Raw genomic sequence first — 25,620 nt, 5'->3', positions numbered from 1 at the left:
TCAAAAGACAATAATTTATTCAAAAATGGGGTTAGTTCCGAATGGCACTTCCTTAGACCTAACAAAAACGTATAGCCGTCTATTGAAACGAAAAAGCTTAAGCTAGGGGCTTCGCATATCAAAAATGTCAGTAGCCCACTGAAAAAATTATGCGATGCTCACCTGATTACGTCCGGAACGCTTAGACTTATAAAGCATTTCGTCTGCACACAAAATGAGCTCTTCACCGCTTTTACCATGATCAGGATAAATAGCAATACCTGCAGACAAAGTAATCTTTATTTCATTTTCACCGTAATTCAGTGAATTTTCTTCCAGTTGCCTTCGCCATATCTCTGCTCTTTCGAAAGCTTGAGAAGCTGACATGTTGGGAATAATTGCGATAAATTCCTCTCCACCGTAGCGACATATTAAATCACTCTCACGCGACGTTTGTCGCATGATATCAGCGAGGGCCTTAAGGACCAGATCCCCAGCACTATGCCCAAATTGATCATTAACATTTTTAAAATGATCTAAATCCAACATGATCACAGCAAGCGGTCTTTTCTCACGCTCGGAAAGTGTAATTTCCCGCACAATTGCCGCATCAAGGAATCGTCGATTGTATAATCCAGTCATTGCATCATGTAAGGCCAATTCCTGTAACTCAGTTTTTTCTTCAGTAGCCTCTAACAGTCGATTTTCCATCTCCTGATTTGCCTGAATCAGTTTTTCTTCGTGCTGCCTTCGTAGACTGATATCGCGAGCAACTCCTTGATATCCTTCGATCTCGCCATCCTCTCCGTAAATTGGCACTGAGGAAATTTCTACCCACATTTCACGACCATCCTTACAACACATTGGCAACTCGAAGTTCATCGCCAATCCCTTGTTACCAGATTTTTCAAGTTGAAGCCGTTTATCAATCTCTCGCTGAAAAATTTCTTGACCAAGTTCGGTAAATTGCTCACGAATGTCAATGCCAACTATTTCACTATTGGAATACCCCCGTACTCTTTCATCGGCAGCATTAATGTATTTCACTTTAAAGAACGAATTAATTTGCCACACGATGTCAGCCATATTCTCAGCCAACATGCGAAAGTTTGCTTCATTTGAACGCAACAATGCATTGTTCTTGCTTATTTCATTATGTTGGCGCAGGACAGTGATGTGTGAGCGAACTACAAATCCAGCCAAAAGCAATAAGATGCAATATCCAATGCTTAGTTCAATCGCTCGCGTCCTCCACTGTTTTAAAATTGCGAGCTTTTCAAACCCATAAACAATTGCAAAAGGAAAGTCTTCAATCTTGTAAATACCAAATAGACGCTCAAGTCCATCGATGTCAATTGTGGTGGCGATACCCGATTTCGCATACTTATCACTCAGCAAATTCATGTCTTCTTCGGTCGTCATCTGTTTTTCGAAGTAGAAAGGCATAGCTGGCTTGCGAGCTAATAGCAGTTGGGAATTGTCGACCAAAGAAACCGAGTCATAGGCGGCGATATCGAGTGAATCAAACCAGCGTTGCATTTGTTCAAGTTCAATGACGCCCAGAACGCCTCCCAGAAATTGACCATTGACATCAATAAAGTGCCTTGAAATTACGAGCGCTGGTCGACCAGATGCGGATTTATTACCCGGCACATATTCAACCATAGGGCCAGAACCTTTGAATTTTTTCCGAGCTTCACATAGTTCTGGTTTTGAGCGTGTACCGATATTCTGTCCGGACGCTGTCGCTATAAATTTACAATCTCGATCAAATAAAACCATACTAAAAAAGTCAGGAACAGTATCCCCCTTCTCCTTCAATAAAGTTGATAAGGTTTTATCTCGATTAAGAGCAGTGTCTACAAATACGCCGTCAATAATTTCTATTCTACTTGCTACATCACGTAGTACATAATCGGATGCCAAAATTTGGGTACGCAAACTTTGTCCCAAAATTTGGCTACGTTGCGCTGCCCTATAGTTTGCCTGCTTCAAAACTTGATCATAGCCGTTTCTTAATTCAAAGACTAACCATATGCCCAAAAGTGTAAATATTGCAGCCAGCGAGGACAGTACTTTTAGTAACGGCATTCGGTTTTGCAGCAGTGTCATTTGAACGCCTTCATTGGATATTACGTCCGACTCATTGATCATTTAAATAGCGTAAAAGTTGTTGTGAGAAAAACCTAAAATCATAACTTAAAACGCTGTAACTTTCATAATGTGGGTAACATCAACTGAGACTTTTTTCTTACTATTTTATGTTCTCTACGCTGAACAAGTCTTCAAATGTGTGAATGGTCTAAGAAAACCGTATTACTTTAAAAAATTAAGCCAATAATCTCATATCTCTTTCATTCCTGAAATTGAAGAGCTTCGATTTTTTTGCGGTTGCATTACGGTTTATTTCATGGGTGTCTGAAACCACTTTAAATACAGATACTGTTTGCACCAATTCAGATGCCTGAAACTTTAAGGTACTGGCAGCAGCTGCCATTTCTTCGACTAATGCTGCATTTTGCTGAGTCGATTCATCCATCAGGGTGACCGCTTCACCAACTTGAGTAACACCTAAAGCTTGCTCATGACTTGACGCACTAATTTCACTCATGATGTCCTCTACTCGCTTAATTGAATTTACAATTTCAATCATAGTTACACCCGCTCGATCGACCAACTCAGTCCCATTGCGAACACAATTGACACTTGTATTGATAAGCGATTTGATTTCTTTTGCAGCCTCTGCGGACCTTCCCGCTAATGAACGAACCTCAGACGCTACAACTGCAAATCCTCGACCTTGCTCGCCAGCTCGAGCTGCTTCTACCGCAGCATTTAGTGCCAAGATATTTGTTTGGAATGCAATCCCATCAATGACACTAATGATGTCAGCTATCTTCACACTTGACTCACTAATTTCTCTCATCGTTTCAACAACGTTTGTCACCACCTCCCCTCCTTGTGAAGCGACCAGAGTAGCACTGCGAGCAAGTTGATTTGCTTGTTTTGCGTTATCAGCATTTTGTTTAACAGTAGACATTAATTCTTCCATTGATGCTGCTGTTTCTTCTAGTGCACTTGCTTGGCTCTCGGTGCGAGCAGATAGATCCATGTTTCCCTGTGCAATTTCAGCACTAGCGGCAGCAACACTTTCAGAGCCCAATCTGACATCAGAAACTACTTTTGATAAATTTAATTGCATGGCTTGTAGATTCGCCATGACACTTGCCTTGTCGCCAGGCTTTAATGCAATCTGAATGCTAAGATTACCTTCTGCCACGGCCTTTACCATGTTCGATGCTTCTTTGGGTTCTCCTCCAATGGCATTCATTAAGTTATGAGTAATTAGGACGCCTATAATCGTCGCTAGAAATACCGCAATCATGCCCAAACCAAACATTAAAAATTTAGACCCAATATAAGTCTCTTCAGATTGCTCACCTTTTATCGCAATAGCTGCAAACTGAAATTGAATTAGGTTATTTGTTGCCTCCTTATAGATTGCAAGAATTGGCCTTAAATCATTTGCAAGGAAGGCCTTTGCTTCATCATCCTTCGCACTAACAATAAGTTTTAGTAATGCTGTGGTTCCATTCGCATATTTTTTTCCAGCCTCATTCACCCGAAGCAATAGCTCCTTGCCTTCATTCGTAATTGTGACCTTCACTAATCTTTCTGTTGAGGTTTGTATAAGTTGACGTGCATTCTCAATGGTATCTAATTGCTTTTGCTGGTCCACTTTGTCATGATTCAGCATCATGTTACGAAGGGCAATCGCGATTACATCGACTTGCCTAAGTGTCTCTGTAGAAAGCTGAGTTGCTGGAACTTTGTCGTTAATAATATCTTTCACGTTATCGTTCACACTAGAAAGATTATGTAAGCCAATTGCAACGATTAACATCAATAAAAATCCGATTACACCAAACCCACCAAATAGTTTGGTAGATATTTTCAAGTCATTCATTTCATTTCTCTCAGAGTTAGACGCAAAAAACATTCCCTAATGGAAATATTGCGCCTATATGTGTCGAGAAAAAAGGGCGAATTAACATTTATTAACAGTACAAGTCAGTTTGCTTGACTGTGGTCAATCTGCAGTCTACTCATGGAATTAACAATGAATTTGTTCAGCTGGAGTAAAGTAGTCGCATCGTTGATGTTACATAAACAGATAAATCACTTATTTGATGAGCCGCTCGCCATCTCCTAGATGAGCAGTAGATTCAATGCGAGGAAAGTGCCGGGCAACATTCGCGAGAAAGCGGAAAATCAACTACCATAGAACAATGATGATTCTATTTCTCGATTTTGATGGCGTGCTTCATCCAGAACCTTGTTACGATCAAGACAAACTGTTTTGTTTCTTACCTAGGCTCGAAAAAGTACTTCTTTCATTTCCTCAAATTCATGTGGTGGTTAGTAGCACCTGGCGAGACACGCGAACACTTGATGAACTACGCCGCTTTTTCACATTAGAAATTCGCAAGCGAGTCATAGGTGTCACTCCACACTGGCGAGATCACACAGACTTATTCGATGTAATTGGATATCAGCGTCAAACTGAAGTTGAGGCTTGGATTAGAAATTCCGGCCAACCATGGTTGCCTTGGGTTGCTATCGACGATAAACCATACTTATTTCGCCCATTCCTGCCAAATCTAATAAAGACTGGATCATCAACAGGATTCGATGCGGAAGCTGAAATAAGTTTACGTCAATTTTTAGTCGCGCCTCGATAAAAATAGCGCTGTAAGCACCAATAGTCTCTTTTCTTGTTCAAGAAAATTACTAGCTTTTGGCTCGACTATATTTTTGTTGTTCTTTTTTGCTCGGCGATTGATTGAATAATAATCTCCAGCCCCTCATGCGGATCCGCATTCATCGCTTGGCAATATTTTACGAACTCGACAAGTTCAATCTTCTTTCGCTCTTGCTCCATTTTCCCCACACTTGTGAAGTGCGTACCAATCATTGACGCAACCTCGCGTAGAGTTAATGAGGATAATGTACGTCTCTCCTTCAGCCAAGCGCGAAGCTTTACATAGTGAGGTGAGTAGGATGAAGTTTTCATTGTAGCGATTCTAGATACACGATACAATGTAGCGAAATTCGATACAAAACCTCATTCAAAATGAAGCAAAGAAAATTCAAAAAAGAAGTAATTGATACATTCCGACTTCTCGCAGGGAAAACTTTCACCATCGGGGATGCGCTTAACGTATATCTATCTACTCCCTCAAAAATTCACTCGGAATCGAAGTCCGCGCGACAATTTGTTCATAGAAATATTTTACGATTCGTATCGTCGGCAGACATTGTGCAAGTTAAGTCTGAAGGACGAGCTTACACATACAAGATCACTGAACAGTTCAGTGCACGAATCGCTGAGACTAGTGCTCCAGATTTCCCTAAAAAAGACGATTTTCCAATCCCAAATAATGCCCTCGGCAAAAATCTTACCGAAAGGCTCCATCAACAAAAGCTGATGCTACTGACGGCAATGGGAGAGGCCGAGGAATATGATGCGATTTACAAAGAACTTCCAGAAATTGGCGCACAGATTCAAGACCTCTATAACGAATCTCGAGATCGGTGCTCCAAGCTATTGGGTAAGGTTAAGGCTATTGAGAACTTAATCGCACTTAGCGGCAATTGAATCCATGAAACTAAGAACATGGCAGTCGAAGTGTATTGAAAGTGCATGGCATAAATATGCGACAAAAGAAAATCACTTTCTTTGCCTAGCTACGCCTGGTGCTGGCAAAACTGTTATGGCATCCAATCTGGCATATAGGCTGTTCGAGGAGAATAAAATTGATCTGGTCTTATGCTTCTCGCCATCAGTCACAGTAGCAACTAATTTTGAATTATCGCTATCAACGATTACAAACTTTAGAATGGACGGACTCCTGGGTTCTAAAGGGAGATCGTTGACATATCAAGGTATGCTCCACCTCGATGAATCGTTTTGGCTCCTATTTGATACGAATCGGATATTCGTTATTTTTGACGAGATCCATCATTGTGCTGGGGATGGACCAGACAATACCAATGCTTGGGGACAAAAAATTATCGAGAACATACAGGGACGTGCTGCCTACACATTGGCGTTGACAGGCACCCCGTGGCGGTCAGATCAAGTTCCCATTGTTTTGGCTCTCTATTGTCGAGATAATCGAATCAAATGCGATTATGTTTACGGATTACCGCAAGCAGTCGCAGACAATGTCTGCCGCACACCCCAAATTACCTTGATTGATAACGACAATGTAATCGTTAAGCAGAATGGCGAGAACTTTAATTATTCGTCATTCGGGCAATTACTGAAAGATTCAAAGTGTACCTACCAGCAGTTGATCGAGAACGAAGAGCTCATCGCCTACGTGGTAGGAAAGTCTTCTGCCAAGCTAAATGCAATTCGAAAACGAATTCCCAACGCTGGAGGACTGATCGTTGCTGCCACGGTTGAACATGCACACAAGATCGTTAATATCCTTGAACAGAAATTCAACGAAAGAGCCTATATCGCAACATACAGAGCAGATGAACCACAGAAAATAATTCATGAATTTAGGCATAATTCAGAAAAGTGGATTGTGGCCGTTGGCATGATTAGCGAGGGAACAGATATCCCGAGACTACGTGTCTGTTGCCACCTCACTAGAGTAAAAACTGAGCTCCATTTCCGTCAAGTACTTGGACGTATCCTTCGCAGTAACGGCGAAGTCAAAAGTGATGCGTTTCTCTACATGCCTGCAGAACCAGATTTAATTACGTACGCGACCAGAGTAGCTCAAGAAGTTCCAGAAGGTCTGACCGTCAAATTTGATTCTATGACTAAATCTTCAGGCGAAATAAATCAAAAGCTAATCGTCGATAGCAGTGATTCGCTTGAACAGGAAATTACGTCGAGTATAAGACAGACAATCAATAAGGCACATCATATTTCGTCGGAGATTTTTGTAAGTGAAGGACGCTCATCTCTCGCAGAAACCTATGAAGCCAGGGTTAATATTTTTGGTAAGTTTAAGCAGGAATTAGTTGCGATGCGCCTCGGATTATCCTTAAGATAGAAGCTCAAAAAACATCATCAAAATCTATCACCTCAATTTATGCCCAAACCAATTATTACCCTAGACGCTGACGGTGTATTACTAGATTATCATGTCGCATATCGAAATGCTTGGCTTAAAGCATTTAACCACCTTCCTGTATTAAAAGATCCAAACGCCTATTGGCCGATTGATCGCTGGGATGTGCGTAAATGGGACGGAGAAGAATTAGCACATTTCCGACGGTTTTTTGACGAAGAATTTTGGCGAACTATTCCAGCGGTTGATGGCGCCATACTCGCATGCAATCAAATGCGTGCTGCAGGATTTGAATTGGCTTGTGTCAGCGCAATCGAGTCGAGGTTTGAAAACGCGCGGTTGTTGACGATCACCCCCAATTAAGCCCCCGATTTTATCCGCCCCCCCCCGGCTGGTCAAATTTGAGTGCGCGCCAACACAATGTGTCCCGAGCATGCAAAGTCATGGGTGTTTTACGCGACACTTTTTATCGTTATCAAGAATTAGCGAACGAAGGTGGTGTTGAAGCGTTGATTGGTAAAAGTCGACGCTCTCCGAATCTTAAGAATCGCGTAGCCCCTACCATTGAAGACGCCGTTAAAACCTATGCGATTGACTATCCTGCGCATGGGCAGCACAGGACGAATCAATGACTCATGTGTAAGACTCAAACAACTCATTCTATGTAGATCCCCTAACTAACTATAAATTACAAAGACTTATGCGATAAAACCGTTTCGACGAGTCCTTCTATATTTAGAAAACATACTTCTCCTTCATACCATGCTTCGTCCGGGTTAAAAATTTGGTTATCATACCATTCCTCTCCAATTCTACATCGCACACGATTTCTTAAGAATATACACATACTTTCTCTAGTATCTCCTTTGAGAAGATCTCCAAAATTGTAGTATTTTCCTGAAGCGATACGTAAGTACCATGAGGAGTAGAGTGCTAAAAAAAATGCTCTCCATGCGAGCCTAGGAGTCCTTCTGTTAAATGATTCCATGCATACCATCGGCTCATCGTATAGTTGTGCATTTGAAAGTGGTCGCGATCGAAAACATGGAAAGTCAACAAATCGTAGTTCCAACTGTCCCCTAACAAATATGAATGCAAGAAGGTCCGTTGGGTATGCCTTAACTTGAGTTCCTCGATCAATTTTCATTTCTTCAATTAACTGATGTTCGCTCCATCCATGACGTTTCGCAACCCACTCACCGATCTTTTGTATTGTGCATCGATATACCGCGGTCGGAATTTTAACGCGCGTGCGCCAGTTACTTATTGGCAGAAAAAAGTCAGAACAGTTTCCGAGTCGTATTCTATATTTCCAGGGGAGTACAACAATGTCATTCTCCGCATATTGAGGTGACTTAATAAAATCAGGAATCGTTTTTCCCTTAAGAGCGACGCAGCGAAGAAATTCAGAAGCGTCACACCATTTTGATTGCATACCCTGACTAAAATCAGGACAGAAATGTTGAACACGTACACTCTGAGTTTTCATATATTGATGCCACTCATGAAAGGGGGTTAATGCCAATTTGAGTGACTGATTTATCATCCGTAAATCTAAGTGCCCTTCCAAGTGAGGCTCGGCACCTGAGATTGGTTTGAGACAGACATGACAATAATAGGGTCTTTTAAATAGCTCCCTAGAAAACTGGTTTATTGGAGTCACGCTGCCGCAATTCTGGCAATGTGTACTCAATAGGACATTATGAAAAGGACAAATGGAAAAGTAAGAACATTGGAAAAGATAGCTGTGATATCCATATTCCAAACAAATTGGACAGTAGCGAAATTGTTTCGCAAGCCATTTCGTACAATCAATATTTGAATTAGGATTGAATTCGAAAAGACTATCATCGCACAAAGACCAACCAACTTGATCAAACAACTTCAACCGATCAAGATTAAATCGATTATTTTGTGAGCTAAGGTGCCGCATGATCGTCGCGTAATCGAAAGCGTTTCGCCATGCCAATCGCAAAATGCAACTTATCGAGGATTCGTAAGCGAGAGGTGTCAAATCTCGACCGGACCATTTATTTTGAATCTGATCCACTTCCCTTCCCTTCATGCGGCTATGATCACATTAGCCTATTAAGGATTTCGATTATCATTTCTTTTGGCTGTGTGTTTTCGCCTTGAGTGAGTTCCGACCATTCATCCTTATAATTGCATCCTGCAGTTGAGAGTAAGCGACTGCTTCATGCCATACATTTTTGGGCAATTTTATTTCTTCAGCATCAAATTCAGCGGCATCGAGTAAAAATGCTCGAATTGCTAAAAATGTTTGGCGAGCAGGGAATGTGATAGCGACGTCTGGAGAACTAGTTACTGCAAGTGCGATAGCATCAAAAAAATTTTGGGACTCATTTTCTAGCCGAAATCCAGACTTACATGCCTTCGGTAGAAAAAAATCCACCAAGTTACGGCGGTCTATGCTTCTAAAGATTACTTGGACGTCCTCAACGCTACTAAAACCTCTCATTTGGTGAACACGCATTGCAAATCGTCCTACCAAATCATTTCGACCTTTTACTCGGAGATCATCTATAACTTGTTGCATATCGGGAGCTTGACCCATAAGCACGGTGAGCAGCTGGATGCCTTCCTTTGAAAGGTCGTTGTAAACATCTTTAAGGAAATTAAAGTCGTTTAAGTGCATTGCATTCGCTTCATCAATGAAAATAACCACTAATTTCATGCCTGAAATCCGAGCGTCATCAACTATTATGCGAACGAGGCGAGACCTCAAATCGTAGGTCTCACCTTTTTGTTCCCGTTGACCGACGGTATTTAAAAAGTGCTTAAAGAACGCCCGAATTGATGAAATTTGTTGATTGTGAGCGTCATGAGTAAAAATACATAAGCGCGGAAAATCCTTGTGCAGCATTGCCTTAACTCTAGCTATCGCATCGGTCTTCCCAATACCACTTTCTCCAGTAAAAACACAACCGTTCTCACGCAAAAGTACCACGCGTTTCACAACCCTGAAAACATCATCAATTGGCGGCGTCTCTAGAAGGACACTATGTTCAAAAAGTGGATGTTCCATTACTTCTTGCGAGAGCCTTTTGACAGGCATGTCGTCGGCAGTCACAGCTAGTGGATTATTGTTTGGTGCCAATACATCTTCATTCGCTATTCTCATATGTCCTCCGACCGGTCAATCGAGTTCCGGGATATCGTTTAAACCGAATGGATCTCTCTGTGTTGACTTAGGCGATGCGATCGTATCTACCCTTGTTGCTGGCACTGGTGATGCGACCGATGCTCCGCTTCGCGCTACTCTATTCTGTTGCGCCTCAATTTTTAATACTTCTAGTGCAGTCCGAGACGATTTTTTGCGCCGTGTTTTTGTCAAGTTATTCAGCTGTTCTTTTTTTTCAGTTTTCAACTGCGCGAGCGGATCGACGTTACTTGATCCATATTTGCGAGCGAGGCCGCTACGGGTTAAAAGTTTACGGTCTCGCCAGGAGCAGTCGCTATGCGCCCAAGGCCCAGACGGGATCATTTGACCAAGCTGCTCGCCTGTATCCTTAATGTAGGCAAATACAATCCGCGCCAAGCGCCTGTCCACATAAACAATCAATTTTTTTCCAATCAACCAAAACGAATTGGCAAGCTTTTGATTTGTGTGTTTATGTCGATCTAGATTGAAATAAGGGCGTATATTCTTATGTACACTGCCACGAACGGTTACCTCTTCGACATGCATCATTAGTTTCGTATGTGCCACTACCGACATCGGCAATGGCTGCCTAAAAAATCCACTTACTGGATTTACATATGCGGCTTCTAAACACTTATAAGGAGCACTGTATTGCAAGCCTTCAGATCCTACGAGATTATGTTCGCGCAAACAATTTTGAAAGAGTTCTATAAGATCACGAAGTTGAATGCGAAATTTCGAAGCTTGCGAATTTGGATTCGTAATACGTGTGTCACCCGGGCCCTTTCCATACGTTGAAGGAAGTCTTTGAAGACCTCGTCGTGTGAGCTCACCGAAAATGCGTTCTACGATCTTACGACGCCACCATGCGCGTATCGGTCCAAAATTAACGGCACAGCCAGCGGTATCAATGATATTGTTGACGACATCATGTGCGGCGTTCGACCAAGCGTTATCAACTTTGAGTACACTAAAACCCTGAAATTCTAGTTCAGGCATCAATTGGTTAATGAGGAATTTTTCTTCTGAGAGAGCAAGTACATCACATAGTTCGTGAGGTCGCGATGAGAGTGCGTTGCTAACTACTTCGAGAGTGCTGTCGGCACTTGGCGTCAATTCAAGCGCGATACAATACCCAAGTGCAGCACCAAATTGTTCTTCTACCATGAGCCCAAAATGCCAACGAGCTAATGGCACATCAAACTCTTCACCATGCTCGTTTGTCATGATAATGACAGATGCGGCATCGACCTTATGAAAGTCAAGCATTACCGAACCATATGGACGAATCGTCGGAAGTAATGGTGGAATGCCTGTTCCTATTGCTCCCCGGCGAGCCGCTTCGACTCCTGACCGTGAAGCGACGACCCTTTGTGAATCAGTTTCGCGAAGATGTCGAAAGTACTCACTAATTGATTTGTATCCACAATTTGCGGTATTGAATGGCCAATCGTTATCCGTGAGCCCAAGTTTTCGCAGCTCCTTCACAAAATCATTGTGAATTACGTTGATTCCGATTCTTGCTTCAGGCATTGTGCCGCGAGTATTTTTCTTTAAATATAAATTCACAAGAAAAATTTCGATCTCTGGGAAACGTCGAAATAATTGAGTTAGTGCGCCGGCACACCCACCCGATCCAGAGCCTAAAGTGTGAATTACAGTTTTCTCACGTTCATATGTGGCTACTCTAGTCCCATTCAGTAGTGCTAAAAAACCGTAAATCGTTCCATCTGAAGATGGCATCAGGCATCGATTTAAAAGACGGTATACTTCTGACTTGACCTTCCCCGTCGTATTTTCAATTTCGATAAAGCTAGTCCCTAGACAATACAATTCAATTGCCTTACGCCTTAGAAAAAACTCTTCCTGTTCATCTCGTGATAAATGCGAAACATTTGGGCTTGGCCAGGAATCGGTGCATTGATATCCTAATGGTATGCGTGACCGCCGCATTCCGGCACTCATGATTCTCTCCTAGAGAGAAGCGTTTGACGGTTGATAAGTTGCGAGTTCAAGTTGCAACGCAGAGATCCGTTTTGAAGCGCTAATGCCACTACCGCCAGCATGTACGCAACATCGATACTAGGAATAGTCAACAAATTCTCTAACGTTACAGCATGTTGGAGTGCCAATCGTTCCGAAAAAATAGTTGCTTCGCGGCCTAAAAAATGCCCTCGACACCTTGTGATAGCTGCACACAAAGTCAACCAATTATCGAACAAAATTTCCTGACCTTTTAAATCAACGTCTGTTTTTACGTGATAGGTCGCAAGTGAAGATGCTGCCGCAATTGTTTTGAAGTAAGAATCTGACGCATTTTGTTTGTTGACATCTTTCTTATTTTGTAAGCGTTTAAAGTCCCACCATTCCAAAGCATTACCACGATAGACATAAGCACCAATGCTTATGTCTTTCTGCACGCCCTCTACATTAGTATTGATCGGTTCTGGATTCACGTGATATCGGGTAACGGATACGTCACCTTCAAGGATTACCAAATGCATGAAAGCTAAATCACTGGTAATAATTAAACGCTTATTATTTTTGGGGGAATCAAAGAACCAAATATTGGATTGATGCTGTCGGCGCTTTTTCAAGGCAGGAAAGACACCAATTTTACGTGAGCTATCAGGAAAGTTGGGGGACTTGTTAGATAGGTTAATCATGGCGTGCCCTGGTTAGTTTATCCGGATTCAACCCGATATTTTCTATGCACAGAGACATTGATTACGCATTTTTATACAGACATAATCAATGCACTGCTTAAATGTTTGAAGGGTGCGTTGTAAGCGCAGCCTGTCCCAAGCTTGTTCGTTAGCCCATCACGGCCCTCTTTCAGCTATTTCAATTCTTGCCAACACGAATTTGCTAAGCCCTAAAAGCACTTATCGGCAACTAAAACCAATGCTTAATTAAAATGTTGTTTTTTAACATCACCATTTGCAGTACAAGGCGCTTATTCGCGCGACTACAACGTACTAGGAGGAAATTATGAAAATACAGATTCCCTTAACAAGAATGAAAATTCATAGATGTGGAAACGATAAACTCGAGGCGAGTCAAAAAAGAAAAACACAAAAATTGATTTACCAATTTTCTTAGCCATTTAAAGAAATGGCACTGAAAAATGCAGCATTGAAAGAGAATTTGAATTAGTCTCAAGAATTACGTAATGAGTTTTAGGCTTATGATTTGTCCTAACGATTACGTTTACACGGCAATTAGTCCTAAATTTTACGTAAGCAACTATTTACGGAATTTACAGGACGATTAACGCAAAATTTTGGATGTATAGAGGGGGGAATTTGTTTGGAAGAGTCCGAAGTTTTACGTTTGCGCGCTAAAACTACAATCCCTAGCTTGAATATCTCAAACAACATAACTAATAGGGGCACCATAGTTTTAATAGACGATTTATCTTTCTTTGCGTTGGACACGTTTTTCAGCTGCCGCCATAATATCTTGCGTAAATCGACCACGTTTAAGAACATCGTCACTCGGAAATCCGACTAAATCAATAATTTTCTGGCATTTTTCGAAAACCTTTATATACGCCTTATCTTCAGAATTCAATAATTCGATTAACTTCATTGCATATTGTTCAGCTTTCTTAGCGTTTGGCTGTGGAGTGTCCATCTTTCCGTGACAAAACCATTTAAACAATTGAATTATGTGCCACCGGACTTTTACATAATTGTGTGCATTAATTTTTCTACCATTAATTAGTGTTTGATATTTATATAAAGTCAATGCTGCTGCGTAGTAATAGGATTCATGATCAGTTTCTTCAAATAACTTGGTATCATTTGCCGCAAAAATAGCATTTACATACCGAGCAGAATTGTGAGGAATGTCAAGAAACATCGCAGCGTAGCATCGAGCGACTTCTCTAACATCGAAAATTCGAGTTACTTGGTATCCTCGCCCTCGATATTCGCTCTGTCTTCTCTCGAAATGTATTTGATTATCTGTCGAGATATTCTGGTTTTGTGCTAAAAAGTATTTTTGTACAAGCTTTGCCTTATCTCGTAAACCGAAAAATGCCTCCTTGGGAATATCTGACTGACTGTTGGTGGCAGCTATGATGTCACCCGCACCTTCGTTATCTGACGACTCGACAAATTTTACAATTACGTTTACTGATTCTGTTAAAAGTGCTCTATTTTCGTAAAGAGTACTACTTGTCTGGCATCCATTAATTATTTGATAATTGGTAAGATGAATCTCTCTAGTATTAGCGGTTAAAGTCAATTCAGGCGCCACAATTGTGATGCCATTGTTCAACACAGAAAAAAGGTTTCTCTTTTCTGGGCTATTAAGAGTGGCTTGAATAGCGGAATTAACATCATTAGTATTCCCAAGGAATGATCTTACATTCTCCTCGAAAACAGACTGCCTTAAGTTGCCATCATCATCAACTAAGAGTTCGTCAACATATTTTTTTGCGTTCACTACAGCGACATACGATTGAGGAATACCTGGCATTTGTGGCATACCAAAGTAATCAAGTAACTTTAGCTTGGCTTCGTTCTTTTCAGTTAGCGCGGCATAAAGTTTAAGAATTTCTCCACGACCAAGAGGTTTTACCGTAACGTTAAAAAACAACTCTGTTTCTTCAACGCTACGCTTGATGATCTCGAAGCATGCCTTAATCTCGCGTTCTGCCGAGTAAGTGCCACTAGTACAGTAGTAAATGTGTGCGTTTGGCCGACGATTTCTCACTTTTTTCAAATTAGCAAAGACAATCTTCAAAATTTCTATCGAATCCGAATTCAATTCTCCATTGGGAAGCTTTGGATCCAAAGATAGGTAATCATTGAGACCAAGATTAAAGTTACTAATCTCATCTTTTTTGAACTGTTCACCAGATTTTACTTGTGTAATGATTACGTCAACAGTGAGGTTTGTCTTATGTGTACGAAAGGCTTCTTCCGCATCATCTAATGTAGTGACTAAATCTCCATCAACAATGATTGCTACGCCATCTATAGATGCATCATCTTCATCAGTAGTAACAATTTTCGGATCGAAACGCCCGAAATAATGTTTCGAAGTAACACAATAATTACAGAACAGCTCATACAGCTTAGACTCTCGCAGGTCTTGATGTTCAAAGTCTCTTGCCAATTCTGCGACGTGATTTTTCAAGATAATGTGCATAATCTTTATGCCTGGTTGGAAAGTCAAACGCGAAGCTCAGTGTTTACTTTTAAGCTTTGGTTCTACGAATACCTTTGCGTCACAGAACCACAAAAGCGCGGGATGCTTTACATTCTACCAAGCTTATGAATCGTGTCAATGAAGCAATTCAATACAAGAGACATGATCATGCTTAACAGGCATTCCATTGTTTTGATAATTCACCGCGCCGAGCACTGGCACATCTTGACCTACCGTAAATGATCTAGTAGCACCTGAGCGAACACGAAGCGAGGGCGTAGAAACTACTTTGAATCGGGAGTCTGTGCTTAACGCAGATTAGATAATATCTAGACTTTTATTCTTGAATTTTACGAATGAATCAAGTGGTTTGGCACCTGTCACTGATACGCCAAATTTTCCGCATAAAAGATTGAGAGCCATTGTTAAAGCGGAGCCTTCGCGATCGGAAGAAGTCACTTCATAAAGAACGCCCTTTACTATCACTTCACCTTGTTTGATGTCGATTTGAGTTAGAAGATTTTTTAAAATTTTCACTTCTTTTTCTTCACCTGAAAATATAAGTACATCGGCATCTTGCTCAATAAGACCTGCGGCTGAGCCTTCAGGAACTTTATGGTCAATCTGTGCACCGACCGGAGCGCTTATATTTCTATTGAGGGTGAGATCATTCGGCTTTGCATTCCTGCCAGCTCTTGAACACCTTCCCAGTTCTGGGTTGTATGAACGCAATGTCGTGCGGACGTTGAGCGTTACGCCTCGAGAGACCGGCTTGGACGATGACACATCCATGCGCTAAGCCGAATGAGGCGTAGAACTGGCCCTGGAAGTTGGATCGATCGTAGACGATCCCAGCATCCGGTTGCCCCACTCCCGTTATGGTGATCTGGAATTCGGTGCCGAGTTGAAATCGGCACTGGCTACCGGAGCATCGGCGTGCCTGTTCGAGCAGTTGGACGAGGGCAGGTTCGAGTTCAGCAGGTGCGATTAGAACCGGCGTTATGGGTGAAGGCATGCGCCCCTGTTGACTGCTCTGCGCATGAACCGTCGTAGCGGTGACATAAGAATAGATGACAACTAGTGTTGGCAGTAGACAACGGAATCGTATAGTGGAATGCATGATCACAAGGGTATAACGTTTGAGTAATGCATTTAATTTCCTAGTAGCTGCCTAGCTGAACTGGGGTTTTGTATTCTTGAAGCTGGACTAGCGCTAGAGATTTTAAAAAAGGAGACCATGTTGGTCAGTTTCTCGGCCTGATCCTGTAGAGCAGACGCAGCCGCTGCGGCTTCTTCGACTAATGCGGCATTTTGTTGCGTGGTTTCATCCATGTGCACAATGGCTTGATTGATTTGTTCGATACCAGCACTTTGCTCATTGCTAGCCGTACTAATTTCACTTACCACATCGCGGACTTTATGGATTCCCGACACAATTTCGGACATTGTATTACCTGCTTTGTCGACCAATCGAGTGCCGTTGTCGACTTTTTCTACAGAGTTATCTATGAGTACCTTGATCTCTTTTGCCGCCGAGGCGGAACGTTGCGCTAAACTGCGAACTTCGGAAGCTACTACTGCAAAACCTCTACCCTGCTCTCCTGCTCGCGCAGCTTCTACAGCGGCGTTCAATGCAAGAATATTTGTTTGAAAAGCGATGCCATCAATCACACTAATGATATCGACAATTTTTCTCGCTGAATCATTAATTTCACCCATTGTGACTACCACCTGATTGACAACATCTCCACCTTCTGCAGCAAGCATTGATGCAGCGCTTGCAAGCGTATTCGCCTGACGAGCATTGTCGGAGTTCTGCTTCACGGTCGAAGTAAGCTCTTCCATTGAAGATGCTGTCTCTTCTAGCGCACCAGCCTGTTGTTCAGTTCTCGAGGACAAATCCATATTACCGGAGGCAATTTCGCTCGACGCAGTAGCGATAGCATCAGTGCTGTGACGAATCTCAGTGCAAATATTGACTAAACTGGAGGACATGTTTTTTAAAGCAGTCATCAATTGGGCAACTTCATCTTCACCCTTGATCACTATCGTTTGCGTCAAATCACCTGCAGCAACGCGTTCGGCGATATCAACCGCCGAAGTGAGCGAAGTGGCAATATTACGTGCCAAGCGGATTCCCATAAAGGCAACGGATACAAAAGCTATAGCACCTATAGTTAGGGACAACCAAATCGAGGCGGATTGGGTCTCTTTTGCCTCCTCTGCGCTCCTTTTTCCGATTTGTACGTTGTATTCAAGATGGTCATCAATTAGCTTTGCGACTTTGCTAGTTTCCGCTTGTTTGGAGAATAAATAGTCTCTCGCCTCATCTAAGCCAGATGCGCTATCGATCTCAATGGCCTTATTTCGAATTTGACGATAGGCTTCGAATGCTTTCCTATCTTCTTGCAGTAGAGAACGATCTTTGTCATCCGTAATGTCCTCTTTTTCGTATTTTTCAAAGGCTTTGATAACTGTCGCTTCTACTTCATCAATTTTCTTTTTTAGTTCGGCCTTTTTGTTTGGGTCGTTCGCTGCAAGAAACTGCCAACTGAGAAGGCGGATTTGAGCAGTACCGGACTTAATCACACCCAGATCAAGCATGCTGGGAACGGTATTCTCGTTTGTATAATTCGTAATTTCAAAGACTTTATGAATTTGAGAGATGCTGACACCAATCAACGACATGATAGCGATCAGCACTACAGCCAGCAAAAGATAGAGACGCTTGACGATGGTCATACTCACTCCCATTAGTTATTTTCATTGACTTGCAATACACGCAAGATGTAAGACATATTTATTTGTTCTTTGACATAGTATTGAGCCAGTTAAGATCTCTTGGCATGCGCATCTAAATTTAGCAAAAAATTACTTCAGGGAAAAGAAAAAAGGGAGACATTTAACCTTATTTAATTATGTGTAACATTTTTATCCACACATTGACATATCTTGACCGACCGCAAGTGATCCGGTAATTTCACCACATTGAAACAGATATAGCTATGAAAGAAAACTCGTAAATGAAAGACTACTTTTTGTATGGCAGCTTGATTTTGAATGTAATCTTGGCTTACATCGTTTGGGTAGATCGTTTTAAATTTCGTGGTGTGATTGCTGAATACGATAAGCGGCTACTTGAGGAAGAAAACGACTCGCGAGATCGGATAAATAAGGCTGCCTATAATCCACGCGAGTTTCGCGAATAAATAAAAATTCGACTTAGTGGCAACAAGATCACAAGTGAAATAGGCATGATCAAAAAATGATTCAATATTTCATATTACAAAAATCGCCCTTGGCTCACTTAGACGGTTCTAAATTTCCCGTTTCATTCAAATCATTCACTTCAAATGCATCTTGGCCCATTCGATAATTTGCTGCACTGGCATCGCACCACTTTGTCGAGCGACTTCACGTCCAGTAATTAACTTGAGGCCCACTCAAGATCTTCTAATACGCGATTTCTTGCTGCGCCTTCAAGATGACGATCGATCTTGGCACGCATTGAAGGGCATTGCTCGAAAATGTAGGATGCGTCAGCTATCGTTAAACCGGCAATCACTTGCAACAATGCCTCAACCGCTGCATCTTGCGTATTAGAAACCCTCGCCCCCGCAGCCACCGGTGCGATTTCTATGTTGTGAGAAACTTCTAGTCCTCTACGAACATCTTTATTACCTACTGCGTCTAATGCTCGATAAAACGCATCAACATGTCGAGAGTTAAATTTATTAAATCCTTCTGTGTCTGGCTCATAATAGTCAGCAATTGCACGCCGAAAACTACGACCATCAGCCATAGCATCTCGCCCTAAATGCTGATCCATGTCGTGCTGCACTTCATGGCGCAATAGACTCCACCCTTTATCCCGTGTCTGAGTCGCACCGTTTACGATAGCAACTGCACCCGCCTCATTCCAACCATTAACCACAGCACCATTTTTGTATAAATGCACGTTAGCCTGATTCATGTAATCATTTTGTGGGTAGAGGGCGGCAGCGTCACCTATGTAGCCCGGAGATCCTCTACGTCCACGCGGAAAGAATGCTTTGTCTGCATTGATATCCATGCCGAGTAGAATCACCCGTTGGTGTCGCAGCATAGATTCTCGTCACGCCACCATTTAATATCCAGTCGGCCGAATTCTTTAATCTACGGTCAACATTTTGCGCCTCTGCCGCTTGGATATGTCCCAAAATCGATTGTGTGTTGGCGGTATGCTGCGCCTGGGCTTGCGCAAATCCTTGTCCTTGAACGAATGGTACTTCAATTAATATTGCATTCACCAAGTCGTTCAACACCAAGCGACGCTCGTCTGTACTGCTTAGTCCTTTGGCTGGAACAGGCGCTGTAAATTCGCCATATTTGCCCTTCCACACTTCGAGATACTTTTGCATTTCTCGAATTCTATAAAGCTGTAATGAGTAATCAGTCGTTGGCGCTATGTAGTACTGCTCTACAGCCGACACAATAGTTTCGTAAGTGGCAGTATCACTAATGAATCGAGATGAACGTTTTCTGGTCAATAGCTACCCTCTGCCCCCTTCTTTAGTTTCATTATTTGAGTAAAATGATTATTTGCAACCAAAGACAATCACGCCTAAATTTCGACAGGAAATTAAGCACCTATCCTCAATCAATTGGAGTTCACCATGACATCTTCTTTAAACCAACGCAGCGATTGGATTTCGTTTGAACATGCCGCGCCAGGTGTGGTCGCTGCATTGGCTATGCTGGGTAAAGCGATAGACGATTCAGGCTTAGACAAACAGCTGACAGAGCTGTTGAAGTTGCGCGCTTCTCAGATCAATGGGTGTGCATTTTGTCTGCAGTACCATTTAAATCTCGCGCGTAAGCTAGGAATGGAACAGGCCAAAATTGATCTCGTTGCGACTTGGCGAGATGCAGGAATTTTTTCTCGACGAGAGCGCGCAGCATTGGCGTGGACTGAGGCGCTTACTTTGATGGCGGCTCAACATATTTCTGATGCTCAATATGCAGAACTGGAAGCTGAGTTCAGTAAATCGGAAATCGTTTTTTTAACCGCTACCGTCGGTGCTATCAATGCGTGGAATCGCATCGCGGGTGCTTTGCAATTCCCGCCACCGATTCCATCGAAATAATTCTATTTATTTCCTCATCTGATGAATCACATAAAACACATTGAGCCATTGTATTTTTAAATCGCACTTACTTTCCTGCGTCTGTAACTCGTTGATGGTTATAACGTAAGGAGTCGGGGCGCGCACGCGAGCCCCCCGATTTTTAGTGTTATCTATTCCGGCATTGACCTCAGCTAAAGCTTGGTTAAGCGAACTAGATTTCTATCATTTATCCAATCGTTCGATACCTAGCATTTTCAGCATATATTTTTCGTAGATAGGTTCGGAATTTCCTGTTTTCATTTTACGAATAAAGTATTTTTCAAATGCGATCTTTGCATAGTGAACCCATTTGCCTTTTTTAAACCAATTGACATTGCGTGGTGGAATTTGCGGTAATGCGACAAATGCGGCACCAGTGTCACCCATGTCGGCCAGGCAAATGGCGTTCCAACTGCCCTTTGCGGTTGCTGGCCGCCCTGCTAAATCCGCTTCAATATTGTGCACAATCGCGGTCACCATGGTTTCTATCATGTATCCTGTTTTTGGTGCGCCCGTTGCGACTGGCGTCACTTCTACAGGTGGAATCGCGATACACACGCCAGCAGAATAAATGTTCGCAAATTTTTTACTCCTTTGGTATTCGTCAACCATCACGAATCCGCGGGGATTGCATAGACCTTCAACGGCAGCGATGGGGTCAACACCTCGGAACGAAGGCAACATCATGCTGTATTTGAAGGGAAGCTCATGTTCTTTTTTTACATTGCCGAATTCATCCATTTCGCTGACATACATTTTGCCGTCTTCAACGCGTGTGGTCTTGGCGTTGCAAATCCATTTGATATCGTTATTACGAAACTCACTTTCCAGCATTGATTTAGAGTCACCCACACCACCCAACCCCAAATGGCCGATATAGGGTTCACTAGTCACATAAGTCATAGGAACTTTGTTGCGAATCTTGCGACGCTTCAGATCGGTATTAAGAATAAAAGCAAATTCATAAGCGGGACCAAAACAAGAAGCTGCTGGCATGGCGCCGACTATCGCTGGACCAGGATCATCGAGAAATTTTTGATAAGCGGCATAAGCATTTTCGGCGTGATCAATCGAACAAATCGATTGCGTAAATCCAGCGGGACCTGCGCCAGGTATTTCATCAAACGCCAACTTTGGTCCGGTTGTAATGACTAAGAAATCATAGTGTTGAACACTACCGTCGGCCAAGGTCAATGCGTTTTCTTCAGGCTGAAGTTGAGTCACGGCTTGGGCGATGAATTGTATGCCCTTTTTTTCTAAGTACGGTCGAATCTCAAACGTGATCGCTTCGCGCTGACGCCATCCAACGGCAACCCAAGGATTCGACGGCACAAATTGAAAATAATCGACTGCATTGATCACCGTGATTTGATGTGAACGATCTAGTTTCTCACGTAGTTCATAAGCGGCTGGCATTCCACCAGTTCCTGCACCCAAAATAATAATATGTGCCATGTCTCCTCCTATTATTGAAAATCAAAATACTTCACAGCCGCCACAACCACAGTCGAATTAAAGGATTAAATTCCTAATGGATCAAAGTGTGATTAATCACCTGCCTTAAATCCCAACTTGCGCATTATCGTTTCCATCAAACACCATTTAGTCAATCCGCTTTGCAAAATATTGACGCCGACAAAAGCGGTAAAAGCTAAGAACCACTGGTTAATAAATATAGGACTACCCGGCGCGCCCAATGCCAAGCTCAATAAAATAAATACACCCGCAATAACGCGTACCATCTGCCATGAAGTCATCATTTTCTCCTTAAAAAAATCAATCAAACATAAAAAAACTGCTCTTACTGCACTTGCATATGTACGCACTCATCTACTGACTCATTTAGTTGTACATCTAAACAATCAAACTTCATCAAGCCTCATATTTCTCTCGATAGGCGATGTAGTACAGCAAGGGAATTACCACTAAGGTCAATAAAGTCGACACAAAAATTCCGAAAATTAAAGAAATCGCGAGACCGTTAAAAATTGGGTCATCTAGAATAAAGAAAGCGCCCATCATCGCCGCTAATCCCGTCAATGCAATCGGTTGTGCGCGAGTAATCGCAGAGCTAACTACAGCGTCTTTGAAAGCCAAGCCGGTAGCGATTTGCACATGAATAAAGTCGACTAATAGAATGGAATTGCGGACGATAATTCCCGCCAATGCAATCATGCCTATCATGCTGGTCGCCGTGTATTGCGCACCTAATAAGGCGTGTCCTGGCATCACGCCGATAATGGTGAGAGGAATCGGCGCCATGATGATCAAAGGCGTCAGATAAGATCCAAACTGCGCAACCACCAGCAAATAAATTAATACCAATCCAACCGCATAGGCCGCGCCCATATCGCGGAAAGTCTCATAAGTGACTTGCCATTCGCCATCCCATTTCAAACTAAATCCTCTATAAGGATCTTGCGGTGCGCTGATAAAATATTCGTTCAATTTACCCGAACCTGGCGTGATGATTTTCGCGATCTCGCTACGCATAGCAAACATGCCATACAGTGGACTATCGACTTTACCTGCCATATCGGCGACTACGTAATTCACCGCTAATCCATCTTTATGATAGAGCGGCTGTTCGCGCAAAGTATCGGTCACCGTGACTAACTCACGAATGGGTACTAACTTTCCTTGTGAGTTTCTGACGCCTAGCGCAAGCAAAGTATCTAGATCGCCTTGTTCATTGACTGGCAAGCGTAAATTTGTCGCAACTGGATATTTACTCTCATCGCGCAAATAGCTAGCCGTATCACCTGACAAACCTGCGCGCAAAGTGGTAACGATGCTGGATTGAGAAATTCCCAATTGTGCGGCTTTACGACGATCAACCAGCAATAATTTGCGCGGCGCAAAGACGATACTGCTGTCATCCACATCAACCACACCTTCCGCTTTTTCAAATACGGCGCGGACTTGTTTGGCGACTTGGCGACGTTCCATATCGCCTGGGCCATAAATTTCCGCAACGATAGGTGCTAACACAGGCGGACCGGGTGGCACCTCCACTATTTTGACATTGGCTTCTGGATCAATTTTTTTCGCCAATGCCTGAAGCTGTGGACGAACTCGCGTAGCAATCGTGTGGCTCTTATCGCTGCGATGATGTTTGTCCACCAAATTGACTTGAATATCACCGACCTCGCCTCCTGCACGTAAATAGTATTGACGTACTAGGCCATTAAAATTAATCGGTGCCGCTGTGCCTGCATAAGCTTGATAGTCGCTGACTTCAGGTATGGTTTGCAGATAGGTGCCTAACTCATGCAAAACTGCCGCCGTTTTTTCTACTGGTGTGCCAGCTGGCATATCGACAATCACTTGAAATTCCGACTTATTATCAAATGGCAGCATCTTCAATTGCACTAAGCCCAACATAGGCAAAGCAACGGACAGAGCGATCAAGGTCGCCACACCCAGACCGAGTTTTTTTCGATTTTTGCCACCGTTTTGAGCATCGAGAAATGGTTTGAAAATACGATTAAAGTGCGGGGCAAGTTTATCTGCCAAGCCATCGCCAGCATGATGCCCCTCTTTCATCCACAACCTCGCCAACCAGGGCGTCACCACGAAAGCAATCGCTAAAGAGAGCAACATGCCCATACTCGCATTAATGGGAATTGGACTCATATACGGCCCCATTAATCCGCTAACAAAAGCCATAGGCAACAGTGCGGCGATGACTGTCAGCGTCGCCAAAATGGTGGGGCCTCCGACTTCATCTACCGCACCGGGAATCAAATCGACCAAACGTTTTTCAGGAAACAGGGCCTGATGGCGATGAATATTTTCCACCACAACAATCGCATCATCCACCAAGATACCAATGGAAAATATCAGAGCAAACAGAGACACACGGTTGAGCGTGAAGCCCCAAGCCCAAGAAGCGAATAGCGTCACCGTCAAGGTTAAAATCACAGCGGTACCAACGATGGCCGCTTCACGTCGTCCAAGTGTGATAAACACCAAGGCCACCACCGACAGCGTTGCAAACAAAAGTTTTTGAATGAGTTTTTTTGCCTTGTCGTCGGCGGTCTGTCCATAGTTGCGCGAGACGCTCACTTCGACATCTTGTGGAATCACGACGTTTTTCAATAAATCGGCTCTTGCGATCACAGCATCCGCGACTTCAACGGCATTCTGTCCAGGTTTTTTAGTGACGGCGATAGTCACCGCTGGAAACTCTGCGGCGGCCTTACCTGCAAGTCCATGCCACACATATTGAGTCGCCTGCAATGGACCGTCTTCAACGGTAGCAACATCATGTAAAAAAATCGGGCGTTTATTTCTCACCGCGACAACCAGTTCACCAACGCTACGCGCATTGTTTAAATACGGCCCTGCCTCGATTGCTAGATTACGATTTCCTCCACTCAGTTCACCAACTGGCATACTTAAATTGGCCGATTGCAAACTGGCTTGCAAATCCATGATCGTCAACTCATTCGCGGCCAACTTGATAGGGTCTAAAGCGATATTGATCGCGCGTCCAGGGCCACCTATCGTGGCGATTTCCCGCACTCCTTTAACACGCTTAAGGTCCGCTTCCACGCTATGCGCAACTGTTTCTAGTGCTGAGGCACCATTGTCTGGATTTTTGCTCCACAGAGTTAAAGAAACAATAGGTACATCATCGATGCCCTTAGGTTTAATCAATGGTTCTAAGGTGCCGAGATTAGGGGGTAACCAATCCTTGTGACTTTGTACCGTATCATGCAAGCGCACCAAGGCCTCAGTGCGCGACACGCCGACTTCAAATTGCACCGTGATGATGGCTAAACCTGGTCGTGCGACCGACATCACATGTTCTACATTCGCCATCAAGCCGAGCACTTGTTCAGCAGGAATTAACACCGATTGTTCGACTTCCTTCACTGAGGCGCCGGGAAATGGAATAAGAACGTTCGCCATCGTCACATTAATTTGTGGCTCTTCCTCACGCGGGGTCACCAGTACGGCGAATAATCCCAACAAAAAAGCGACTAGTGCAATGAGTGGCGTTAATTGCGCGGACTGAAAAAATCCCGCAATCCGCCCAGAGATTCCCATGGTTTGTGATTTTCTAGACATA

20 protein-coding genes and 1 pseudogene are annotated in these 25,620 nt (G+C 43.0%); 7 read left to right on the top strand and 14 right to left on the bottom strand.

The window, feature by feature from the left end; all coding sequences use genetic code 11:
- Positions 1-147 precede the first annotated feature (147 nt).
- Both ACFFJH_RS02400 and ACFFJH_RS02395 read right to left on the bottom strand, forming a co-directional pair.
- On the bottom strand, positions 148-2,091 hold the full coding sequence (locus tag ACFFJH_RS02400) for a diguanylate cyclase (protein ID WP_390209775.1): 1,944 nt from the start codon (positions 2,089-2,091) through the stop codon (positions 148-150).
- A 217-nt stretch (positions 2,092-2,308) separates the two neighbouring features.
- Positions 2,309-3,946, bottom strand: a complete 1,638-nt coding sequence (locus ACFFJH_RS02395) for a methyl-accepting chemotaxis protein (RefSeq protein WP_390209774.1) — start codon at positions 3,944-3,946, stop codon at positions 2,309-2,311.
- 322 nt (positions 3,947-4,268) lie between these two features.
- Here ACFFJH_RS02395 and ACFFJH_RS02390 point away from each other — a divergent pair, with 322 nt between their 5' ends.
- Positions 4,269-4,721 (top strand): HAD domain-containing protein, encoded by a 453-nt coding sequence (locus ACFFJH_RS02390; protein ID WP_390209772.1) that lies wholly within the window; start codon positions 4,269-4,271, stop codon positions 4,719-4,721.
- A gap of 65 nt (positions 4,722-4,786) precedes the next feature.
- On the opposite strand, the gene ACFFJH_RS02385 is transcribed toward ACFFJH_RS02390, so the two are convergent.
- Positions 4,787-5,053, bottom strand: coding sequence for a helix-turn-helix domain-containing protein (locus tag ACFFJH_RS02385; RefSeq protein WP_390209771.1), 267 nt, complete (start codon positions 5,051-5,053; stop codon positions 4,787-4,789).
- A gap of 60 nt (positions 5,054-5,113) precedes the next feature.
- On the opposite strand from ACFFJH_RS02385, the gene ACFFJH_RS02380 reads away from it, so the two are divergent.
- The 4 genes and pseudogenes from ACFFJH_RS02380 to ACFFJH_RS02365 all read left to right on the top strand — a co-directional run.
- On the top strand, positions 5,114-5,638 hold the full coding sequence (locus tag ACFFJH_RS02380) for a hypothetical protein (RefSeq protein WP_390209769.1): 525 nt from the start codon (positions 5,114-5,116) through the stop codon (positions 5,636-5,638).
- A gap of 4 nt (positions 5,639-5,642) precedes the next feature.
- The gene (locus ACFFJH_RS02375) at positions 5,643-7,055 is read left to right on the top strand and encodes a DEAD/DEAH box helicase (RefSeq protein WP_390209768.1); all 1,413 of its coding nucleotides are present in this window, start codon (positions 5,643-5,645) and stop codon (positions 7,053-7,055) included.
- 39 nt (positions 7,056-7,094) lie between these two features.
- A complete protein-coding gene (locus tag ACFFJH_RS02370) occupies positions 7,095-7,436 on the top strand; it encodes an HAD family hydrolase (protein ID WP_390209767.1) in 342 nt (113 codons plus the stop codon).
- 38 nt (positions 7,437-7,474) lie between these two features.
- Positions 7,475-7,699, top strand: a pseudogene (locus ACFFJH_RS02365) (helix-turn-helix domain-containing protein); the annotation flags it as partial.
- A 1,478-nt stretch (positions 7,700-9,177) separates the two neighbouring features.
- Here the strand turns inward: ACFFJH_RS02365 and ACFFJH_RS02360 are convergent.
- The 6 genes from ACFFJH_RS02360 to ACFFJH_RS02335 form a co-directional block, all read right to left on the bottom strand.
- Complete coding sequence (locus ACFFJH_RS02360; RefSeq protein WP_390209765.1) at positions 9,178-10,215, bottom strand: ATP-binding protein; 1,038 nt, start codon at positions 10,213-10,215, stop codon at positions 9,178-9,180.
- Between the two features lie 15 nt (positions 10,216-10,230).
- Positions 10,231-12,201, bottom strand: coding sequence for a hypothetical protein (locus ACFFJH_RS02355; RefSeq protein ID WP_390209763.1), 1,971 nt, complete (start codon positions 12,199-12,201; stop codon positions 10,231-10,233).
- On the bottom strand, positions 12,198-12,902 hold the full coding sequence (locus ACFFJH_RS02350) for a hypothetical protein (protein ID WP_390209761.1): 705 nt from the start codon (positions 12,900-12,902) through the stop codon (positions 12,198-12,200). Before ACFFJH_RS02350 ends, ACFFJH_RS02355 begins: the two co-directional genes overlap by 4 nt.
- A gap of 748 nt (positions 12,903-13,650) precedes the next feature.
- Positions 13,651-15,384: an AIPR family protein gene (locus ACFFJH_RS02345; protein WP_390209760.1), complete on the bottom strand. Its 1,734-nt coding sequence runs from the start codon at positions 15,382-15,384 to the stop codon at positions 13,651-13,653.
- A gap of 330 nt (positions 15,385-15,714) precedes the next feature.
- On the bottom strand, positions 15,715-16,188 hold the full coding sequence (locus ACFFJH_RS02340; RefSeq protein WP_390209759.1) for a hypothetical protein: 474 nt from the start codon (positions 16,186-16,188) through the stop codon (positions 15,715-15,717).
- A 360-nt stretch (positions 16,189-16,548) separates the two neighbouring features.
- Positions 16,549-18,138 carry a methyl-accepting chemotaxis protein gene (locus ACFFJH_RS02335; RefSeq protein ID WP_390209757.1) on the bottom strand — a complete coding sequence of 530 codons (1,590 nt, stop codon included), beginning with the start codon at positions 18,136-18,138 and terminating at the stop codon, positions 16,549-16,551.
- Between the two features lie 281 nt (positions 18,139-18,419).
- On the opposite strand from ACFFJH_RS02335, the gene ACFFJH_RS02330 reads away from it, so the two are divergent.
- Positions 18,420-18,605: a hypothetical protein gene (locus tag ACFFJH_RS02330; protein ID WP_390209756.1), complete on the top strand. Its 186-nt coding sequence runs from the start codon at positions 18,420-18,422 to the stop codon at positions 18,603-18,605.
- A 218-nt stretch (positions 18,606-18,823) separates the two neighbouring features.
- On the opposite strand, the gene ACFFJH_RS02325 is transcribed toward ACFFJH_RS02330, so the two are convergent.
- Both ACFFJH_RS02325 and ACFFJH_RS02320 read right to left on the bottom strand, forming a co-directional pair.
- Positions 18,824-19,501, bottom strand: coding sequence for a hypothetical protein (locus ACFFJH_RS02325; protein ID WP_390209755.1), 678 nt, complete (start codon positions 19,499-19,501; stop codon positions 18,824-18,826).
- Entirely contained in the window at positions 19,425-19,796 is a 372-nt protein-coding gene (locus tag ACFFJH_RS02320; RefSeq protein WP_390209753.1) for a hypothetical protein, read from the bottom strand. Before ACFFJH_RS02320 ends, ACFFJH_RS02325 begins: the two co-directional genes overlap by 77 nt.
- A 255-nt stretch (positions 19,797-20,051) precedes the next feature.
- Between ACFFJH_RS02320 and ACFFJH_RS02315 the strand changes: the two genes are divergently transcribed.
- The gene (locus tag ACFFJH_RS02315; RefSeq protein ID WP_390209752.1) at positions 20,052-20,522 is read left to right on the top strand and encodes a carboxymuconolactone decarboxylase family protein; all 471 of its coding nucleotides are present in this window, start codon (positions 20,052-20,054) and stop codon (positions 20,520-20,522) included.
- Positions 20,523-20,726: 204 nt separating this feature from the next.
- Here the strand turns inward: ACFFJH_RS02315 and ACFFJH_RS02310 are convergent, their stop codons facing one another.
- The 3 genes from ACFFJH_RS02310 to ACFFJH_RS02300 all read right to left on the bottom strand — a co-directional run bounded on the left by ACFFJH_RS02310 (position 20,727) and on the right by ACFFJH_RS02300 (position 25,619).
- Positions 20,727-21,998, bottom strand: a complete 1,272-nt coding sequence (locus ACFFJH_RS02310; RefSeq protein WP_390209751.1) for an NAD(P)/FAD-dependent oxidoreductase — start codon at positions 21,996-21,998, stop codon at positions 20,727-20,729.
- Between the two features lie 92 nt (positions 21,999-22,090).
- A complete protein-coding gene (locus tag ACFFJH_RS02305) occupies positions 22,091-22,300 on the bottom strand; it encodes a YgaP family membrane protein (protein WP_390209892.1) in 210 nt (69 codons plus the stop codon).
- Between the two features lie 115 nt (positions 22,301-22,415).
- Entirely contained in the window at positions 22,416-25,619 is a 3,204-nt protein-coding gene (locus ACFFJH_RS02300; RefSeq protein WP_390209750.1) for an efflux RND transporter permease subunit, read from the bottom strand.
- Position 25,620: the final 1 nt, after the last annotated feature.

The sequence above is a fragment of the Affinundibacterium danionis genome, assembly GCF_042432465.1.
GTDB lineage: Bacteria > Pseudomonadota > Gammaproteobacteria > Burkholderiales > Burkholderiaceae_D > Undibacterium > Undibacterium danionis.
Note: the sequence above shows the minus strand (reverse complement) of the source record. Positions and strands in the feature narration are given on the sequence as shown.

Coding starts and splice junctions, on each gene's coding strand:
- ACFFJH_RS02400 (WP_390209775.1), bottom strand. CDS start 2,091: ATGACACTGCTGCAAAACCGAATGCCGTTACTAAAAGTACTGTCCTCG.
- ACFFJH_RS02395 (WP_390209774.1), bottom strand. CDS start 3,946: ATGAATGACTTGAAAATATCTACCAAACTATTTGGTGGGTTTGGTGTA.
- ACFFJH_RS02390 (WP_390209772.1), top strand. CDS start 4,269: ATGATGATTCTATTTCTCGATTTTGATGGCGTGCTTCATCCAGAACCT.
- ACFFJH_RS02385 (WP_390209771.1), bottom strand. CDS start 5,053: ATGAAAACTTCATCCTACTCACCTCACTATGTAAAGCTTCGCGCTTGG.
- ACFFJH_RS02380 (WP_390209769.1), top strand. CDS start 5,114: ATGAAGCAAAGAAAATTCAAAAAAGAAGTAATTGATACATTCCGACTT.
- ACFFJH_RS02375 (WP_390209768.1), top strand. CDS start 5,643: ATGAAACTAAGAACATGGCAGTCGAAGTGTATTGAAAGTGCATGGCAT.
- ACFFJH_RS02370 (WP_390209767.1), top strand. CDS start 7,095: ATGCCCAAACCAATTATTACCCTAGACGCTGACGGTGTATTACTAGAT.
- ACFFJH_RS02360 (WP_390209765.1), bottom strand. CDS start 10,215: ATGAGAATAGCGAATGAAGATGTATTGGCACCAAACAATAATCCACTA.
- ACFFJH_RS02355 (WP_390209763.1), bottom strand. CDS start 12,201: ATGAGTGCCGGAATGCGGCGGTCACGCATACCATTAGGATATCAATGC.
- ACFFJH_RS02350 (WP_390209761.1), bottom strand. CDS start 12,902: ATGATTAACCTATCTAACAAGTCCCCCAACTTTCCTGATAGCTCACGT.
- ACFFJH_RS02340 (WP_390209759.1), bottom strand. CDS start 16,188: ATGGATGTGTCATCGTCCAAGCCGGTCTCTCGAGGCGTAACGCTCAAC.
- ACFFJH_RS02335 (WP_390209757.1), bottom strand. CDS start 18,138: ATGACCATCGTCAAGCGTCTCTATCTTTTGCTGGCTGTAGTGCTGATC.
- ACFFJH_RS02330 (WP_390209756.1), top strand. CDS start 18,420: ATGAAAGACTACTTTTTGTATGGCAGCTTGATTTTGAATGTAATCTTG.
- ACFFJH_RS02325 (WP_390209755.1), bottom strand. CDS start 19,501: ATGCTGCGACACCAACGGGTGATTCTACTCGGCATGGATATCAATGCA.
- ACFFJH_RS02320 (WP_390209753.1), bottom strand. CDS start 19,796: ATGCAAAAGTATCTCGAAGTGTGGAAGGGCAAATATGGCGAATTTACA.
- ACFFJH_RS02315 (WP_390209752.1), top strand. CDS start 20,052: ATGACATCTTCTTTAAACCAACGCAGCGATTGGATTTCGTTTGAACAT.
- ACFFJH_RS02310 (WP_390209751.1), bottom strand. CDS start 21,998: ATGGCACATATTATTATTTTGGGTGCAGGAACTGGTGGAATGCCAGCC.
- ACFFJH_RS02305 (WP_390209892.1), bottom strand. CDS start 22,300: ATGACTTCATGGCAGATGGTACGCGTTATTGCGGGTGTATTTATTTTA.
- ACFFJH_RS02300 (WP_390209750.1), bottom strand. CDS start 25,619: ATGTCTAGAAAATCACAAACCATGGGAATCTCTGGGCGGATTGCGGGA.